The sequence below is a fragment of the Actinomycetota bacterium genome (assembly GCA_035540895.1).
GTDB lineage: Bacteria > Actinomycetota > JAICYB01 > JAICYB01 > JAICYB01 > DATLFR01.
The window spans coordinates 1-17923 of sequence record DATLFR010000120.1; the positions used below are offsets into that span (position 1 = coordinate 1).

The 17923-nt window shown below is 70.7% G+C and carries 17 protein-coding genes; 10 read left to right on the forward strand and 7 right to left on the reverse strand.

Annotated features, from left to right (window positions below; genetic code table 11):
• The 5 genes from VM840_06690 to VM840_06710 all read right to left on the reverse strand — a co-directional run.
• On the reverse strand, window positions 1–274 hold a 274-nt coding region (locus VM840_06690; GenBank protein HVL81261.1), incomplete at its 3' end, for a hypothetical protein.
• Complete coding sequence (locus VM840_06695; GenBank protein ID HVL81262.1) at window positions 258–2540, reverse strand: transglutaminaseTgpA domain-containing protein; 2283 nt, start codon at window positions 2538–2540, stop codon at window positions 258–260. The genes VM840_06690 and VM840_06695, both read right to left, overlap by 17 nt.
• Window positions 2537–3853, reverse strand: a complete 1317-nt coding sequence (locus tag VM840_06700; protein HVL81263.1) for a DUF58 domain-containing protein — start codon at window positions 3851–3853, stop codon at window positions 2537–2539. Before VM840_06700 ends, VM840_06695 begins: the two co-directional genes overlap by 4 nt.
• 18 nt (window positions 3854–3871) lie before the next feature.
• Window positions 3872–4912 carry a MoxR family ATPase gene (locus VM840_06705; GenBank protein ID HVL81264.1) on the reverse strand — a complete coding sequence of 347 codons (1041 nt, stop codon included), beginning with the start codon at window positions 4910–4912 and terminating at the stop codon, window positions 3872–3874.
• The gene (locus tag VM840_06710; GenBank protein HVL81265.1) at window positions 4909–5706 is read right to left on the reverse strand and encodes an FCD domain-containing protein; all 798 of its coding nucleotides are present in this window, start codon (window positions 5704–5706) and stop codon (window positions 4909–4911) included. The genes VM840_06705 and VM840_06710 overlap by 4 nt, the downstream gene beginning before the upstream one ends.
• 93 nt (window positions 5707–5799) lie before the next feature.
• Here VM840_06710 and VM840_06715 point away from each other — a divergent pair, with 93 nt between their 5' ends.
• The 9 genes from VM840_06715 to clpB all read left to right on the forward strand — a co-directional run bounded on the left by VM840_06715 (window position 5800) and on the right by clpB (window position 16137).
• Window positions 5800–6498, forward strand: a complete 699-nt coding sequence (locus tag VM840_06715) for a uracil-DNA glycosylase family protein (GenBank protein ID HVL81266.1) — start codon at window positions 5800–5802, stop codon at window positions 6496–6498.
• Between the two features lie 31 nt (window positions 6499–6529).
• Window positions 6530–7021: a DUF192 domain-containing protein gene (locus VM840_06720; protein HVL81267.1), complete on the forward strand. Its 492-nt coding sequence runs from the start codon at window positions 6530–6532 to the stop codon at window positions 7019–7021.
• 57 nt (window positions 7022–7078) lie between these two features.
• Complete coding sequence (locus VM840_06725; protein ID HVL81268.1) at window positions 7079–8020, forward strand: UDP-glucuronic acid decarboxylase family protein; 942 nt, start codon at window positions 7079–7081, stop codon at window positions 8018–8020.
• On the forward strand, window positions 8017–9351 hold the full coding sequence (locus tag VM840_06730) for a UDP-glucose/GDP-mannose dehydrogenase family protein (GenBank protein ID HVL81269.1): 1335 nt from the start codon (window positions 8017–8019) through the stop codon (window positions 9349–9351). The genes VM840_06725 and VM840_06730 overlap by 4 nt, the downstream gene beginning before the upstream one ends.
• 135 nt (window positions 9352–9486) lie before the next feature.
• The gene (gene dnaK, locus VM840_06735; protein HVL81270.1) at window positions 9487–11328 is read left to right on the forward strand and encodes a molecular chaperone DnaK; all 1842 of its coding nucleotides are present in this window, start codon (window positions 9487–9489) and stop codon (window positions 11326–11328) included.
• The gene (gene grpE, locus VM840_06740) at window positions 11325–11996 is read left to right on the forward strand and encodes a nucleotide exchange factor GrpE (protein HVL81271.1); all 672 of its coding nucleotides are present in this window, start codon (window positions 11325–11327) and stop codon (window positions 11994–11996) included. The genes dnaK and grpE overlap by 4 nt, the downstream gene beginning before the upstream one ends.
• A gap of 3 nt (window positions 11997–11999) precedes the next feature.
• Window positions 12000–13088 (forward strand): molecular chaperone DnaJ, encoded by a 1089-nt coding sequence (gene dnaJ / locus VM840_06745; protein HVL81272.1) that lies wholly within the window; start codon window positions 12000–12002, stop codon window positions 13086–13088.
• A gap of 3 nt (window positions 13089–13091) precedes the next feature.
• The gene (locus VM840_06750; GenBank protein HVL81273.1) at window positions 13092–13541 is read left to right on the forward strand and encodes a helix-turn-helix transcriptional regulator; all 450 of its coding nucleotides are present in this window, start codon (window positions 13092–13094) and stop codon (window positions 13539–13541) included.
• Between the two features lies 1 nt (window position 13542).
• Complete coding sequence (gene clpB / locus VM840_06755) at window positions 13543–16137, forward strand: ATP-dependent chaperone ClpB (protein ID HVL81274.1); 2595 nt, start codon at window positions 13543–13545, stop codon at window positions 16135–16137.
• On the opposite strand, the gene VM840_06760 is transcribed toward clpB, so the two are convergent.
• Window positions 16134–16532 carry an NUDIX hydrolase gene (locus VM840_06760; protein HVL81275.1) on the reverse strand — a complete coding sequence of 133 codons (399 nt, stop codon included), beginning with the start codon at window positions 16530–16532 and terminating at the stop codon, window positions 16134–16136. The two genes, clpB and VM840_06760, sit on opposite strands and share 4 nt — an antisense overlap.
• 23 nt (window positions 16533–16555) lie before the next feature.
• On the opposite strand from VM840_06760, the gene phoU reads away from it, so the two are divergent.
• Window positions 16556–17257 carry a phosphate signaling complex protein PhoU gene (gene phoU, locus VM840_06765; GenBank protein ID HVL81276.1) on the forward strand — a complete coding sequence of 234 codons (702 nt, stop codon included), beginning with the start codon at window positions 16556–16558 and terminating at the stop codon, window positions 17255–17257.
• 20 nt (window positions 17258–17277) lie between these two features.
• Here the strand turns inward: phoU and VM840_06770 are convergent.
• The coding region (locus VM840_06770; protein HVL81277.1) for a hypothetical protein at window positions 17278–17923 on the reverse strand (646 nt) is incomplete at its 5' end.

Below are 17923 nucleotides of genomic sequence, written 5' to 3' on the forward strand. Positions count from 1 at the left end.
GGGGCGGAGCCACCCGCTGCCGCGCGGGGGGCGGGGCGTCGTCGAACTCGTCGAACGGTCCGAACACCTGCGCGGCCACCTCGGCCAGGGGGGTCGATCCCGAATCGACCTCGGGGACGATCGGCGCGTCGCCGAACGCGATGTCCAGCGGGTACCCCTTCAGGGAGACGCGCGGGGGCGGCTTGTCCAGGACGACGATGTCGGCGACGCGGGCGCAGCCCGACGACCCCAGGATCAGGACGGCGAGGAGAGAGAGGCTACGCGGCGACCGCATCGTGTGCCTCCTTGCGTTCGCGGCGAGTCGGCGGACGGGCCTCGGCGGCGTAAGGCTCGATCAGCGACTGACGCGAGACCGCCGCCAGGAGCCTGATCGAGAGCGGCTGGGGCTGCGACGCCCTCTTGCGCAGGGACCGGGCCAGCTCCTCTCCGGCGATGGCGTCGTCGAGGGAGACCGTGTCTCGCATGTCGCCGTAGACGGCACGGGTCACCAGCCACGCGAGCTCCAGGTGCTCGGCGTCGTCGACGAAGGCGTCGAGGAACCCGAGCGGGGTCATGGACGGGCTCCCGATCCCTATATCGGTGCAGAGGTCGCGGAACTCCGCGTAGGCCACCTCGAGCCGGGCCACGGGTCCGCGCTCGAACGCCCACGCGCGCCGCCGCCTGCGACGCAGCCACTTCCACACCGCGGGGTAGACGAGCCAGATGAGTCCGGCGAGCGCCAGCCACGGGATCAGCAGGGTCACGATGTGGCGCACCTGGTCGTAGAAGAAACCGCGCTCGGGGATCCGCAGCGGGATGAAGACCTGGACGGCCACCTGGTCGGACGGCAGCACCTTCGGGTCCTGCTTCGTCGGGTTATCCGAGTCGAGGTTGGCCTTCGCCTTGAGAGGCGCTCCGATCAGGGGGAACCACTTGTAGGTGGGGAAGTAGACCTCGAGCCACGACGCCCCGTGGCGCGGCCGCACCTCCAGGACGTTCTCGCCGATCGGCTCCCCCCCGTCGTACCCGTACCCGATGCGGGCGGGCACGCCCGCCCACCTCGCCAGCAGGGCCTGCGCGGCGACGATCTCGAAGGGCGACCCCTCCTTCGAGCCGAAGAGCATGTCCTCCACCTTGGCTGGGGGCACGGGGACGGGGGTGCCGGGTCCGGCCGCGGTGACCGTCTCGAGCAGTCTCTTGCGCAGGAACTCGAGCGTGTCCCACTTGGTCTCCTTCGGGGCCTCCGCGAGCAGCGAACGGATCCCGGGGGGCGGGTCGGGCACGTCCAGGAACCGCTCGGCGGCCTTCGGGAGCTGGAAGGTGACCGAGCGCAGCTTCTCCTCGGTGGGGAGCTGCGCGCCGCCCACCGAGTAGGTCAGGCCCTCGCCGATCTGACCCTCGGCGAGCCGGATCGCACCGGTCCGCGGGTCGTAGGAGAGCTTCGGTCCGGTGGCCACGATCGACACGACCGCCGGGAGCCCGGGCAGGACCGCTCCGCCGAGCCCCTTCACGAGGAAGTCGGCGCGCGTGGAGGCGCCCAGCTCCCGGTCCACGACCCCGTCCGCCGGTACACGCTCGAGCTGGCTCTCGGCGTACGGCGGGAGGCGCCACTCCTGTCCGTCGTAGACGTCGAGCAGACCGACGCGCCACGGTCCGGTCGAGCGGGAGCGGACCTCGAACAGGACCCGGTCCTCGACCTCGGACAGCGGGACGGCCTTCGGCCGCTGGGCGTCGCGGACCGGGTCGTACAGGGGAGGCGGGAAGAGCAGTCCGGACCGGGCGAGCACGACGATGACGATCACGATCACGCCGATCAGCGGGACCACCCGGGCCATCCGGCGCAGCTCGTAGCCGAGTCCGGGAGCCTGCGACCCCTCGCCTCCTGCGACGATCGACTGCAGGCTGGACAGCAGCATCAGTCCGACGAGGAACAGGATCAGGACCGCCACCCCCACACCCAGCTTGGCGCTCGCGGGCACGGAGATGGCCGCCATCACGATGAGAGGGAGCGGCGCCAGCAGGCCGAGCGCGGGACGCCGGAGCTCGATGCCGACCCACCCCGCGGTGAACCCGATCGTGGCCATCATCCAGCCGACGATCGCCCGCCACCCGGGCAGGAACTCGGCCGGCGGCCGCATGACGCTGCGTGCGCGGCTCGACTCCTTCAGCACGTCAGCGAGGTCGATCACGTTTCCGAGCCCGCTGGTCGCAACGAGCAGCAGTCCGGTGCCGACTATCCCGAACAGGATCGTGAGGTTCACGACGAGTGCACTCTTGCGGCGGGAGGCCTGAGCGGCGACGACTATCCCAGCCACTCCGGCCAGGATGGGATGGATCTTCCCGGGGGGCCCGGTGAAGAGCGTCCCGACGACCGCCCCGGCCGCCACGACCGTGGTCCCGACCACGAGACCGACCCGGCCCGGCGGCAGCGGCGGCTCGGTCTCCCACTCCTCGGTCTCGGGGGGTGCCTCCTTCTCGACCCCCTCGAGCGCATCGGCGTCGATATCGCCCACGACCGGCTCGTGCTCCAGGGTCTCCAGCCGCTCCTCGGTCAGGCTCACATCCGCCTCCCGACCCGGACCTCGTGCGTCAGCGCAGCCGCCACGTCGTCACCCAGACCCACCGGCGTCACCTGGGCTCCCAGCGCGGCCGCCTGGGAGAGCGAGTGAGCGTCCTCCTCGTTCCAGACGACGCCGATCACGGTGACCGAGACCCCCTTGTCGATAAGGAGCTTGAGGAGGGCAGCGTCGGTCGGGTGCAGCTTCGGGGTTATGAGCACGGTGTGAGCGTCGCGCCGTGGGTCGTTCACGAGGCGCCGCAGGACGGTGGCCAGCGGCTCCCGGTCCGTCGTGACCCGCGACATCACGTCGAGGTACTGCGTCGAGCGCTCGCCTCCTCGCATGGCCCGGGTGAGGGGGCCCGCGTTGGCCTCGCACCTCACCTCGTACCCCTCGACCAGGTGACGGACCCCGAGCGACGCGCACGCTTCGACGGCGTACTCGAACGACTCGGAGACGTCTCCCTCGCGGCTGTGGGAGCCGCGGTCCGTGTCGAGGATCAGCGTGATGTGGTCGGTGATCCCCTGCTCGGCCTCCGACACCATGAGCGTCTGGGTGCGGGCGGACGCCCGCCACACGATGCGCCGCAGGTCGTCGCCCGGACGGTACTCGCGCATCCCGTAGAACTCCATCCCGGACGGCCACGGCTTCGATACCGGCGGACGCAGGGGCGGGTCCTCGTACAGACGGGTCAGCGGGCGGTCCGAGACGCGGGAGACCCTCGGGTGGACGAGTAGCTCGAACGGCTCGGCGAGCACGGTCCTGCGTTGGGAGACGCCTATCGGGTCCTGCGTGATCGCGACGAGGGGTCCGATCGTGTAGACGCCCCGGCGGGCGCAGTTGAGCGAGTAGCTGTACTCGAACGTCTGCCCGGCCGAAACGCGGGAGACGGGGACGCGCAGCGCCGTACCCAGCCTCTCGGGGATGTGCTCCTCCAGCTGGAAGGAGGACAGCCCCCGCTCCGCGGTGATGGTGATCCGCACCTCGAGCCGGTCGCCCTTCTGGACCCTCGGGAACAACCCGGTCCTGTCCGCCGTGATGCGCAGCTTCCGGGGCGCCAGGAAGGTGGCGGTGAGCACGACGGCGACCGTGCCGTACGCGAGGACGTACAGCGTGGTCCCGGCGGCGATCCGCGCGGCGATCCACGGGATGACGGACGCGACGAGCGCCACCTGTCCGACCGTGGTGAGGCCGAGCCGGTCCCACGCGTGCACGGCGCGCCGCCGCACGGCCGCGACCTGTGACGCGTCGCGGACACGGTCGAGCGCCTCGCGTAACCCGCGGGTGCGGTGGCGGAGGTCGGTGCGCGCCAGCATCCTGCGTCCGTCCTCGCCCTAACCGGCCGTGGCCTTGCTCCTCGAGGGCGGCTTCACGGCGGTCCGGACGCGCTCGACCACGGCCTCGACCGTCTCCCCTCGGATGAGGAAGTCCGGGTGGACCACCACGCGGTGGTTCAGGACGGGCGCGAGCACGGCCAGGACGTCGTCGGGGTACACGTCCTCCCGGCCGTCGGAGGCCGCGAGCACGCGGGAGGCCCGAACCAGGGCGATGGAGGCCCGCGGCGAGGCCCCCAGGGCCAGGGCCGGCTCGGCCCTGGTCGCCCCCACGAGGTCGACGATGTAGCGGCCCACCTCGGGCGAGATCTCGATATCGGCCGCGTAGTCGATCATCTGCTGCACCGTCTGCACGTCGGCGACCGCGCCCAGCGACTCGATCGCGAGCTGCTTCGAGTTGGCCAGCACGACGTCGAGCTCGGCCTCGGGCTGCATGTACCCCATCGAGAGCCGGAAGAGGAACCGGTCGAGCTGCGCCTCGGGCAGCGGGAACGTCCCCGCCTGCTCCACCGGGTTCTGCGTGGCGAGCACCAGGAAGGGGCGGGGCAGGTTGTAGGTCACGCCGTCGGCGGATACGCGTCGCTCCGCCATCGCCTCCAGGAGCGCGGACTGCGTCTTCGGGGTGGCCCGGTTGATCTCGTCGGCCAGCAGGACGTTCGCGAAGACCGGTCCCGGCTGGAACTCGAACTTCATCTCCCGCTGGTTGTAGATGGACGACCCGGTGATGTCACCCGGGAGCATGTCCGGCGTGCACTGGATGCGGCCCAGGGAAGCGTTCATGGACTGCGCGATCGAACGCGCCAGGACCGTCTTCCCCGTCCCTGGGACGTCCTCGAACAGCACGTGCCCCTCGGCGAGGATGGCGACGAGGGCGAGCCGGACGACGTCGCCCTTCCCTCTGACCACCGACTCGACGTTATCGGCCAGCTCGTCGAACAGGATCTTGAACTCCTTGGGCCCCAGCGCCTTCCGCCCCCTGGACCCGTTCGTACTCTCCGCCTTGCGCTTGCGCGGGGCGGACCGCGTCCTGATCGTGCTCATGCCCCCTCGCCTTTCCGTCTCATGGCCTGTCTCGCTGCTCGCACGCGCCGCCCGACCGGGTGCTGCGGGCCGCTCAGCTGCTCCTGCAGGAGGATCGTCGTCTCACCGACATGGCGCCGGACCACCTCGGCCGCGACATCCGCGTCGCCGTCCTTGATCGCCTTCACGATCTCGCGGTGCTCCGCGTCCGAACGTGTGCGGCGGTCCTCAGGGACCTCCATCACGTCGAACGCGGCCGCGACCTGGGCCCGGCACAGCATCGTCACCGACTCGATCAGCTTCAGCCCGGTCGCCCGCGCCAGGAGGAGGTGGAACTCGTTGTCGCGGCCCCGGTACCCCTCGACGTCGTAGGGTTCGCAGGCCTCCATCTGGGCCAGGAGGTCCTCCGCCGCCCGGGTGTGCTCGGCGGACATCCCACGTTCGGCGACCAGCCGGACCACCCCCGGCTCGAGGATCTCCCTCAGGACGGCCATCTGAAGGATCGTGTCCCGGTGCTCCCAAGCCCTCACGAGTCGGGTGTCGAGGTTCTCGGGCTCGTGCTCGGCGACCCAGGTCCCTCCTCGGCCGGGACGGACGATCACCCGCCCCTGCGCCTCGAGGATCTTCAGCGCCTGCAGGACGGCGGGGCGGCTCACACCTACCTCGTCGGCGAAGGCGGCCGCGGACGGGAGCCGGTCACCCGGCTTGACCCGGCGGAGGTCGATCAGTGCCTCTATGTACGTTCGCGCCTGGTCGACCGCGCTCTGGCGGCCGTTGCCCGGCGGGCTCAGCAGGATCTGGGCGGCGGTTCGCATGCGCCCTATGGTGCACCGCCAGGGTCGAAACAGTCAATAGTCGTTTCCATTGGCTGAAGTGGGCCCGACGGCGGCCGCCGCTATGCTGCGGTCATGTCTCGTCCCCGGCGCGATCCCCGTGCACTCACGATGCCGCCGGGGAGACGGATCCCGCGCGCGGCGGACGTTCGCAAGCCGGCTCCCGACCCACCGGCCACCGCGCCGCCCCCGGCGGCGGTGAGGCGTGAGCTCGAGGTGGCGGGAGGCGAGCTATCCAGGCTCGTCGGGACGATCCGCGCGTGCGAGGCCTGCGGTCGGTGCTCCGACGAGCGAGCCTTCGGCTCCGGGCACCCGTTGGCCGACGTCCTGCTGCTGAAGGACGTCCCCTCCCGCGAGGACGTCGCCTCCGGCGCCGCCTTCGCGAAGGAAGCCGAGCCCCTCGGGAAGGCGTTCGAACGGCTCGGGCTCCCGCTCGTGAGCGTGTACGGGACCTGCGCCGTGCGATGCGCGGGAGACGGGGTGACATCGGATGAGATCCGGGCCTGCGCCCCCCATCTGCTCGTGGAGCTCGAGGTCCTATCCCCCCGCGTCGTCGTCGCCTTCGGACCGGGGGCCTTCGAGGCAGTGCAGGCGCTGGACGGCCGGTGCGGGATCTCCGTCCCCGACGAGGTCCCGCGCGGCGGATCAGCGTCCATCCGGCGCGGACTGGACCTCCTCGTGACCGAGCCGCTCCCGCAGGGCGTGACGCTCGCGGACGCGAAGCGCCGCCTCTGGGCGGATCTGCAGACCCTCCCCTCGCTGCTCGGACCGTGAAGGAGACGCCCAACGTGTCAGGATCCCACGGATGACCCGACCCGTGCGAGCGCTGCTGGTCCTGGCCCTCGTCGCTTCGGGATGCGCCTCGGAGGGCGCCCCCCCATCCGCGTCGTGCGAGCCGGAGGCCGGTTCCGTGGCGGTGGCGTTCGACGGGGACGCCTGTGTGCTGGCCGAGGTGGTGGCCGACACCCCGTCGCGGCAGCGCGGGCTGATGCACCGTGAGGAGCTCGGAGCCGACGCGGGGATGCTCTTCCTGTTCCCCGAGACGCGAGGCGGTGGGTTCTGGATGAAGAACACGCTGATCCCGCTCTCGATCGCCTTCATGTCTCGTGAAGGTGACCGCCTCGAGGTCCTGGCCATCCTGGACATGGAGCCGTGCAAGGAGGATCCCTGCCCCACCTACGACGCCGGGGTCCAGTACGACGCCGCCCTCGAGGTCAACGTGGGGTGGTTCGGCCGGGCCGGGGTGAGGGAGGGGTCGGTGGCGGAGATCCGGGGCTCCCTGCCCGACCCACGGTAGCCCGCCGCGCCGGTCAGAGGGGCGGAGGATGGGGGCGGCTGGCTATACGATGCGGACATGCGAGTGGTCGTGACCGGCGGGGCCGGTTTCCTCGGCTCCCACCTGTGCACGAGGCTCTCAGACGATGGCCACGAGGTCGTCTGCCTCGACAACTTCCTGACGGGGAGGGCATCCAACGTCGCCCACCTGACGGAACTTCCCGGCTTCCTCCTGGTCACCCACGACGTCACAGAGCACATCGAGGTGCCGGGCGAGGTGGACCTGGTCCTGCACTTCGCGTCGCCCGCCTCCCCCGTCGACTACCTCGAGCTACCCATCCAGACCCTGAAGGTGGGCTCCCTCGGCACCCACAAGGCCCTCGGACTGGCCAAGGCGAAGGGAGCCACGTTCCTGCTCGCCTCGACGTCCGAGGTCTACGGCGACCCCCAGGTGCACCCCCAGACCGAGGACTACTGGGGCCACGTGAACCCGGTGGGGGTGCGAGGCGTCTACGACGAGGCCAAGCGGTTCGCCGAGGCCATGGCGATGGCCTACAACCGGTATCACGGCGTGGATGTCCGCATCGTGCGCATCTTCAACACGTTCGGGCCCAGGATGCGGGCGCGTGACGGGCGCGCCGTGCCCGCGTTCCTGTCGGCCGCCCTCGCGGGTGAGCCGCTCGTCGTCCACGGCGACGGATCGCAGACGCGCTCCCTGTGCTACGTCGACGACCTGGTGGAGGGGATCGTGAGGCTGGCGGCGTCCGATCACGTCGGGCCGGTGAACATCGGGAACCCCCACGAGGTGACGGTCCTGGAGCTCGCGAAGCTCGTCGTGGAGATCACCGGGAGCACGTCCGAGATCGCGTTCGGCCCCCGTCCGCAGGACGACCCGTCCGTCCGACGTCCGGACATCAGCCTGGCTCGCGACCTGCTCGGATGGGAGCCCTCCGTGTCGCTCGAGGAGGGGTTGGACCGCACGGCCGCGTGGTTCAGAGCGGAGCTGGGGGCGCGCGCATGAGGATCGTCGTCGTCGGGTGCGGGCACGTCGGACTCATCACCGCGGTCGGGTTCGCCGAGATCGGACACGAGGTCGTCGGCATCGACAACGACGAGGCCCGGCTCCGCGACCTGCAGGCGGGGCGGGCCCCGTTCTACGAGCCGGGTGTGCAGGAGCTCCTCTCCCGGCACCTCGGACGGTCCCTCTCGTTCACCGGCGATGTCGCGGAGGCGGTCACGGGGGCCGACGCCGCGTTCATCTGCGTGAACACGCCCCCCCGTCCGGACGGCCGGCTCTCGCTCGCCTACGTCGAGCAGGCGGCCCGGACGGTGGCCGAGGCGGCCGAGGGGTCCCTGGTGATCGTCGAGAAGTCGACCGTGCCGGCGAACACGGCCCGACGGATCCAGGTGATCCTCCGCGAGATGGACGTCGACCCTCAGATCGAGGTCGCATCCAACCCCGAGTTCCTTCGCGAGGGGACGGCCCTGCACGACGCCTTGAACCCGGACAGGATCGTCGTGGGGGTCGCGAACGACGGGGGCCGCGCGCGGAAGGTCCTTGAGGAGCTCTACGAGCCGATCACGCGGCGCACCGGCTGCCCGCTTATCGTGACCGACCTGGACACCGCCGAGCTGACGAAGCACGCCAGCAACAGCTTCCTGGCGATGAAGATCTCCTACATCAACATGATCGCCGAGCTGTGCGAGCAGCTGGGCGCCGACGTGGACCTCGTCGCGGAGGGCATGGGGCTCGACCCCAGGATCGGTGCCTCCTTCCTGCGCGCGGGGGTCGGGTACGGGGGGTTCTGCTTCCCGAAAGACGTGGCCGGACTCATCGCGCAGGCGTCCGACGCCGGTCTCGACTTCGGCCTCCTCGAGCAGGTCCGCTCGATCAACGACCGGCAGCGGACCCGGCTCCTCGGGAAGGTGCGGCAGGCGGTGTGGAACCTCGAGGGCAAGACGATCGCCGTGTGGGGGCTCGCGTTCAAGCCCGGGACCGACGACCTGCGGGAGGCGCCCTCCTTGGACGTGATCCCTGCGATGCAGTCGGAGGGGGCGGCCGTCCGGGCCTACGACCCCGCGGCCGGCGAAGAGGCGGGCACGCGGCTGTCCGGCTCGGAGGTCGCCGAGACCGCCCTGGACGCGGCGACGGGCGCCGACGCTCTCGTCGTCCTGACCGACTGGCCAGAGTTCGCCGAGACCGACCTCGGACTCCTGGCGCGCACCCTGCGGCGTCCCGTCGTGGTGGACGGCCGCAACCTCTGGTCCGTCGAGGACATGGCCGCGCACGGCTTCACCTACCTGTCTTTCGGGCGTCCGGACGTCGTGGCCGGCGAGATCCGCCGTCCATAACACCAGCTCCCCTAGCCTTCCGCGCCTGACCCGCCACGACCCTGTGCTGCCATTGACGCGCGCAGCAGAGTTGATATCATCGCACTCAAGATTCTTGGAACGTCAGTCGATCATTCAGAAGTAGAGGAGAGGAACATGCCGAAGGTCGTAGGTATCGATCTGGGTACGACGAACTCCGTCGTGGCCACCGTCGAGGCGGGGGACCCGGTCGTCATCCCCAACGCCGAGGGGGCGCGCACGACCCCCTCGGTCGTGGCGTTCTCCAAGGGAGGGGAGACGCTCGTCGGGGAGATCGCCAAGCGCCAGGCCATCACGAACCCCGACCGGACGGTCCGGTCTGTGAAGCGCCACATGGGGCGGTCCGACTGGACCTTCGGCGCCGACGGCAAGGAGTACACCCCCCAGCAGATCTCCGCGTTCGTCCTGCAGAAGCTGAAGCGGGACGCCGAGGCCTACCTGGGGGACACCGTCAGCGAGGCGGTGATAACCGTTCCCGCCTACTTCGACGACTCCCAGCGCCAGGCGACGAAGGAGGCGGGGGAGATCGCGGGCCTGAAGGTCCTGCGGATCATCAACGAGCCGACGGCGGCCGCGCTGGCTTACGGGCTGGAGAAGGGCGCGGCCGACGAGCGGATCCTGGTGTTCGACCTCGGAGGCGGGACGTTCGACGTCTCGGTCCTCGAGATCGGCGAGGGCGTCTTCGAGGTGAAGGCGACCCACGGGGACACCCAGCTCGGTGGGGACGACTGGGACCAGAAGGTCATCGACCACCTGGTGTCCGAGTTCAAGAACAACCACGGGGTCGACCTGTCCGCCGACCGCATGGCGCTGCAGCGCCTGAAGGAGGCGGCGGAGAAGGCCAAGATCGAGCTCTCCCAGACGCAGGAGACCCAGATCTCCCTCCCGTTCATCACCGCGACCGCCGACGGCCCGCTGCACTACGAGACGACCCTGACGCGGGCCCAGTTCGAGCGGATGACGGCCGACCTGGTCGAGCGGCTGAAGGGGCCGTACAACCAGGCCATCCGCGACGCGAAGATCGACCCGAACGACCTGACCCACGTGATCCTTGTCGGTGGGTCGACCCGGATGCCGATGGTGCAGAACCTGGTGAAGGAGCTGACCGGCAAGGACCCCCACAAGGGCGTGAACCCCGACGAGGTCGTGGGGGCCGGCGCGGCCATCCAGGCCTCGATCATCAAGGGGGACACGAAGGAGGTCCTGCTCCTCGACGTCACCCCCCTCTCGATGGGGGTCGAGACGAAGGGCGGCATCTACCACAAGCTGATCGAGCGCAACACGCACATCCCGACCCGTCGGTCCGAGACGTTCACGACCGCCGAGGACAACCAGAACTCGGTCGAGGTGCACGTCCTGCAGGGCGAGGGCGAGATGTCCTCCTCGCCGGGGGTGCGCTCGCTCGGGCGGTTCCAGCTCGTCGGGATCCCTCCGGCGATGCGCGGCACCCCTCAGATCGAGGTCACCTTCGACATCGACGCCAACGGGATCGTGAACGTGTCGGCGAAGGACCAGGCCACCGGCAAGGAGCAGGCCATGACGATCACCGGCGGCACGGCTCTGCCGCGTGAGGAGATCGACAAGATGATCCGCGAGGCCGAGCAGCACGCCGATCGGGAGCGCCAGCGCCGGGAGGAGGCCGAGGCCCGCAACGGGTGCGACAACGCCGTCTACGGAGTCGAGAAGGCGCTGAACGACTACGGGGACAAGGTGTCCGACGCCGACAGGTCCGCGATCACCGAGAAGCTCGACGCGGCGAAGGAGGCGCTGAAGGGCGACGACGTGGCCCGCATCAAGCAGGCGACCGAGGAGCTCCTGCAGGCATCCCAGCAGCTGGCCCAGCAGGCGTACGGCCAGGGCGGGCAGGCACCCGGAGCGGAGGCGGCCGGCGCGGCCGGGGCGCCGGCCGACGGTGACGTGGTCGAGGGAGAGGTCGTGGACGAAGGTGAGGCTTCGTGAGCGCGGAGCAGCGTGACGACCGTCCCCGCTTCACGGTGACCGACAAGCGGGCGCCCCGCGACCCCGCGGAGCAGGCGCCCCCCGTCGACCCGGCGGAGCCGCGGGAGGAGGCGACCGCGGACCCCTCCTCGGAGGTCGGGCCGGCTCCCGCCGGCACCGACGACGAGGGCGACGTCGCCTCGGACGAGGCGGCGCTCGTCGCGGTTCGGGCCGAGCTCGAGCAGGCGTGGAAGCTGGCCGGGGACCGCCTAGACCAGCTCAAGCGGATGAAGGCGGACCACGAGAACGCGAAGGCGCGGCTGGCGCGGGAGCGGGCGGAGCTGACCGACCGCGCGGCTGCGGACGTCTGCGAGCGCCTCCTCCCGGTGCTCGACGACATCGAGCGGGCCCTCGAGAGCGCGCGCGAGCACGACGCGGCGGGAGCGGTGGCGTCCGGGCTCGAGATCGTCGTGAAGCAGTTCCTCGAGGTGCTGCGGTCCGTCGGCGTCGAACGCATCGACGCGCAGGGGACGGCCTTCGACCCGAACCTGCACGAGGCGATGTCGTCCGTTCCGGGCGACGTCGAGGAGCCCACCGTCTCGACCGTGATCCGTCAGGGCTACCGGATGAAGGACCGCACCCTGCGCCCGGCTCTCGTGATGGTGACGCTCCCGGCCGAGGAGGGGTAGGACGTGGCGTCGCGGTCGTGGATCGACAAGGACTTCTACGCCGCCCTCGGCGTGCCGAAGGGCGCCTCGACCGACGACATCAAGAAGGCGTACCGGAAGCTCGTCATGCAGTACCACCCCGACCGCAACCAGGGGAACCCGGAGGCCGAGGAGAGGTTCAAGCAGATCTCCGAGGCGTACGACGTACTCGCCAACCCGGAGAAGCGCCGGGAGTACGACCAGCTGCGGGAGGCGGCCGCGTCCGGCTTCCCCGGCGGCTTCCGAATGGACGACCTCGGCGACGAGTTCGACATCGAGGACTTCCTCCAGACGGTGTTCGGCGGGCGGGGGGGCTTCGGCGGGTTCGGCGGCCGGCGCAACGTCCGGACCCGGGGCAGCGACGTCGAGGGCACGGTCTCCCTCTCGTTCGAGGAGGCCGCGCTGGGAGCCGAGCGGACGCTGACCTTGGAGGTGCCGGTGGCGTGCGGGGTGTGCAACGGCGCCGGCGGCACCGACCCGAAGACGTGTCCGACCTGCCAGGGCCGTGGGACCGTGGCCAACTCCCAGGGTCCGTTCGCCTTCTCGCAGACGTGCAGCACGTGCCGGGGCCGGGGGACCGTGACCGAGCGGCCCTGCTCGGGTTGCGGCGGTGCCGGTGTGCGGCGCGAGCGGCGCAACGTGACCGTGAAGATCCCACCAGGCATCTCCGACGGCGGCCGGGTCCGGGTACGCGGGCGAGGCGAGGCGGGCAGCGGCGGCGGGGCGGCGGGAGACCTGTACGTGCGCGTGCAGGTGAAGCCGCACCCGTTCTTCGGACGCAAGGGCCAGGACCTCACGCTCACGCTCCCCGTCACCTTCAGCGAGGCGGCGCTCGGGAGCCAGGTGAAGGTCCCGACCCTCACCGAGCCGGTCACGCTGAAGATCCCGCCCGGGACGTCGTCCGGCAAGACGTTCCGCATCCGGGGCCGCGGGATCCCCAAGCGCGGGGGCGGGGCGGGCGACCTGCTGGCGACGGTGCAGGTGGCGGTCCCGAAGAAGCTCTCGCGCAAGCAGCGGGAGCTGGTCGAGCAGCTCGAGGACGACGAGGCGCCGCGCGCGCACCTGGGGGTGTAGACGATGTCAGCGGACGGCAAGGCGGTCTACGTCATAAGCGTCGCGGCCGAGCTGGCCGGTGTGCACCCGCAGACCCTGCGCGTGTACGAGCGGAAGGGGTTGCTGAACCCGGAGCGGACGTCCGGCAACACGCGCCGGTACTCGGCGCGCGACATCGAGCGCCTGCGCCGCATCCAGGACCTCACCAACGAGGGCGTCAACCTGGCGGGGGTCCGGCGGATCCTCGAGCTCGAGGACCGGATGGACCGCATGCGCCGGGAGCTGGACCGCATGGCGAACCGTCTGCAGCGCGCCGAGGCCGACCTGGCCGAGCGGATGCGGGACATGGCACGCGAGGCGGGAGCGATCCTGCCCGCGTCGTCACCCGTGCACCTCGAGGCTCTGCTGCGCGAGCTCGAACGCCGCTCCCGCAAGCCCATCCCACTCGGACCCGTATCACGTTCCAGGAGCTGACATGGACATCAACCGACTGACGCACAAGAGCCAGGAGGCGCTGGCCGCCGCCCAACAGCTGGCGGACGGTCAGAACCACCCGGAGATCGGCGCCGAGCACCTGATGCGCGCCCTGCTGGGGCAGCCCGAGGGAGCCGTCTACCCGACCCTGCAGAAGCTCGGCGTCTCCCCCCGTCACCTGCGCGACGAGGTCGACCGGCTGCTCGAGCGCATCCCCAAGGCGTACACGCGCCGCGACGGCGCTCCCGGACAGGTCTTCATGTCCCCGGCCCTCAACAAGGTGCTGGACGCGGCGTCCACGGAGGCGGAGGCGCTGAAGGACGCGTACGTGTCCACCGAGCATCTCCTGCTCGCGCTGTCCACCGACGAGGGGTCCGTCGGCCAGGCGCTGCGCGACGCCGGGGCGACGAAGGACGCGATCCTGCGCGCGTTGGTGGACGTCCGGGGGGCCCACCGCGTCGAGGACCAGGACCCGGAGTCGAGGTTCCAGGCGCTCGAGCGGTTCGGACGCGACCTCACCGAGCTCGCCCAGCGCGGCAAGCTCGACCCGGTGATCGGGCGGGACGACGAGATCCGGCGGGTCGTGCACGTCCTCAGCCGGCGCACGAAGAACAACCCGGTCCTGATCGGGGAGCCGGGGACGGGGAAGACGGCGATCGCGGAGGGGCTCGCCCAGCGGATCGCGTCCGGCGACGTGCCCGAGTCGCTCAAGGGCAAGAAGATCATCGCGCTAGACCTGGCCGGCATGGTCGCGGGCACGAAGTACCGCGGCGAGTTCGAGGAGCGGATGAAGGCCTTCCTGAAGGAGGTCTCCGAGAGCGAGGGAGAGATCGTCGTGTTCATCGACGAGCTCCACACCCTCGTGGGAGCCGGGGCCGCCGAGGGGGCGGTCGACGCGGCCAACATGCTGAAGCCGATGCTCGCCCGCGGAGAGCTGCGGGCGATAGGGGCGACGACGCTCGACGAGTTCCGCAAGCACATCGAGTCGGACCCGGCCCTCGAGCGCCGCTTCCAGCCCGTGGTCGTCGACCAGCCGTCGGTCGAGGACACGATCGCCATCCTGCGCGGCCTGAAGGAGCGCTACGAGGTGCACCACGGGGTGCGGATCACCGACTCGGCCCTCGTCGCCGCGTCGACCCTGAGCCACCGCTACATCACCGGCCGCTTCCTGCCGGACAAGGCGATCGACCTCGTCGACGAGGCGGCCGCCCGGCTGCGGATGGAGATCGACTCGGTCCCCACGGAGATCGACGAGGTGCAGCGCAGGGTCCAGCAGCTGGAGATCAGCAAGGCGGCGCTCAGCAAGGAGCCCGAGGCGGCCGACCAGCTCGAGCGGGTGGAGCGTGAGCTGGCGGACCTCAACGAGCAGCTCTCCGGCCTGCGCCAGCAGTGGGAGGCGGAGCGAGAGGTGATCGCCGCCATCCGGGAGCTGCAGGAGAGGATCGAGGACGCCCGCACCCAGGCCGAGCTCGCCGAGCGGGAGGGCAACCTCGAGCGCGCCGCGGAGCTGCGCTACGGCACACTCGTCGAGCTCGACAAGCAGCTCGGCTCCCAGACGGCCCGCCTGGCCGAGGTGCAGTCCGAGAGCAAGATGCTGTCGGAGGAGGTCACGGCCGACGACATCGCGGAGGTCGTCGCGAAGTGGACGGGCATCCCCGTCTCCCGGCTGATGGAGGGGGAGATGTCCAAGCTGCTGCGGATGGAGGAGGTCCTGCACTCCCGGGTGGTCGGACAGGACGAAGCCGTCGAGGCGGTGTCCAACGCGATCCGCCGTTCGCGCACGGGGCTGGCCGACCCGGACCGCCCGATGGGCGCGTTCCTGTTCCTCGGCCCGACCGGCGTGGGCAAGACCGAGCTGGCCCGGACGCTCGCGGAGTTCCTCTTCGACGACTCCAAGGCCATGGTGCGCTTGGACATGTCCGAGTACCAGGAGCGGCACACGGTCAGCCGGCTGGTGGGAGCGCCCCCGGGCTACGTCGGCTACGACGAGGGAGGCCAGCTCACGGAGGCCGTACGACGGCGTCCGTACTCGGTCGTGCTGCTCGACGAGGTCGAGAAGGCGCACGCGGACGTGTTCAACGTCCTGCTCCAGGTGATGGACGAGGGCCGCCTGACCGACTCAAAGGGCCGGACGGTCGACTTCCGCAACACGATCCTGATCATGACGTCCAACCTGGGGTCGGACTACCTGCTGAGCGACGACGTGAGCGAGGAGAAGGTGCTGGACGTCGTCCGGGGGTTCTTCCGTCCCGAGTTCCTCAACCGGCTCGACGAGATCCTCATCTTCCACCGACTCACGCGGGAGCAGCTGCGTGAGGTCGTGGACATCCAGCTGCGGCGACTCACGGCTCGGCTCGTCGAGCGCGGTATCACGCTGGACGTGACCGACGCGGCGAAGGACCTGCTCGCCGAGCAGGGCTGGGACCCCTCCTACGGAGCCCGGCCGCTGAAGCGGGTCATCCGGCGGGAACTGGAGGACCGGATCGCGAAGATGCTGCTCGCCGGCGAGGTGCCGGAAGGGACGCCTCTGCGCGTCGACGCGGCGGACGGCCGGCTCGTGATCGGCTCCGCACAGCCGGCCCTCGAGCAGGCCTAGCTGCGCAGCACGAGCCCGACGAGCTCCCGGTCCCGCAGGTGGGTCAGCAGCTCACGGGCCTCGGGCACGGGGAGCCAGCGCAGCTCGTCCACCTCCTCGTTCGGCTCGAACGGGGGCGTCTCCTCGGGGTGCACGACCCAGTAGTGAACGACCTTCGGCTCCCCGTCCGGACCCGGGTACCGCGACTCGCCGAGGTACCGACCTAGGCGTCCGACGATGCCGGTCTCTTCACGGACCTCGCGCAGCGCGGCCTCCTCCAGCGTCTCCCCGGGGTCGACCTTGCCCTTCGGGATCGTCCAGTCGTCGTAGCGGGGACGGTGGACGACGACCACCTCGACCGCCCCCTCCGGGGAGGACCGGACGATCACGCCACCGGCTGCCCGCGTCTCTTCCACGAACTTGACGATAGGCTGGACGGATGCGGAAGGCATTCCACGAGGACCTGTCCGAGGTCGAGTCGATCATCGTGATGATGGCCGGGCAGGTCGTCGAGCAGCTCGAGAAGGTGATGCGGGCGCTCGATGCGGCCGACGAGGACCTGGCCTCCGAGGTGATCGCCGCCGACGACGGGATCGACCGCAACTACCTCGAGGTGCGCAACCGGGTGCTCCTGCTGCTGGCCACGCAGGCTCCCGTCGCGGTGGACCTCCGCCACGTGTCCGCCATGCTGCACATCAACATCCACCTGGAGCGGATGGGGGACCTCTGCACCACCATCGCGAAGGCGATCAAGCTGTCCAGCGAGCTACCGCGCAACGACGCCGTATGCCAGGAGCTCCTCGAGATGGGAGCCCAGGCCGCTCGTCTCACCGAGTCGTCCATCAAGGCCTTCACGCAGCGCGACCTCGACCTCGCCCGTTCGCTGCCCCGGCTCGACGACCCGATCGACCGTCTGAACCGAGGCATCATCCGGGCGGCCATCGCCGAGGGCGCGGACAGCGAGACCGGGTTCGAGTGGGCGGCTCGCATGGTCCTCGTCTCCCGTCAGCTGGAGCGGCTCGGTGACCACGCGGTGGATATCGGCGAGGAGGTCGCCTTCCTCGTCACGGGGGAGTTCGCCGAGTTCACGGACGCCTCGCACAAGAAGGATGGGCTGGCGCAGCCCTCGAGCAGCAGCTAGTCCCTCGCTCCGACCTGGTGCTAGCAGGTCGGGTTGTCGACCCGGACCGTCCGGGCCGCTCGGGCCCTGGACCCCACCTCGCGCGTCTCTTCGTCCACCACGGCCCGCATCTGGGCTGCCAGGTCGTCCAGCCGCGCCTCGAGCTCGGGGAAGGGGAGGTCGGAGTTCGCCAGCCGCGACGCCTCGGCGCGGATCTCCGAGAGGGTCGTGTTCCCCTCGGTCGTGAGGGTGACCGGCCCATCGGTCGACACCACGTACTGCCACGCGTAGGCCATCGTCGCGCACCGGGTGCACCCGGCGTTCACCGCCACGGCGGCGTTGTTGGGGGTGGCCACGTCGGGCTCGTTGAAGATCAGGACGGCCTGCATGGCCACGGCCACCGTCCGGCAGTCCTTGCAGGACGACCGGGCGCTGGCCAGGTTCTCCGGCACCGAGGTCGGGGCGGTGGACCGTCCCAGCGCGATCCCGGCCCGTCCCGTCGTCCGGGAATCGGTCGTGTTGCTGACCAGGACCACGTTCTTCCCGCCGGACCCGCCTTCCTGGGCGGCGGCCGGGGTCACGGCGACGGACAGCCCGATCACGAAGAGCAGCGCGAGACGCTTCATGAGGACGGCTCCTGGGGGGTCGCGGTCGGGGTGGGGGTGGCAGAGGCGCGCGGCGTGGGCG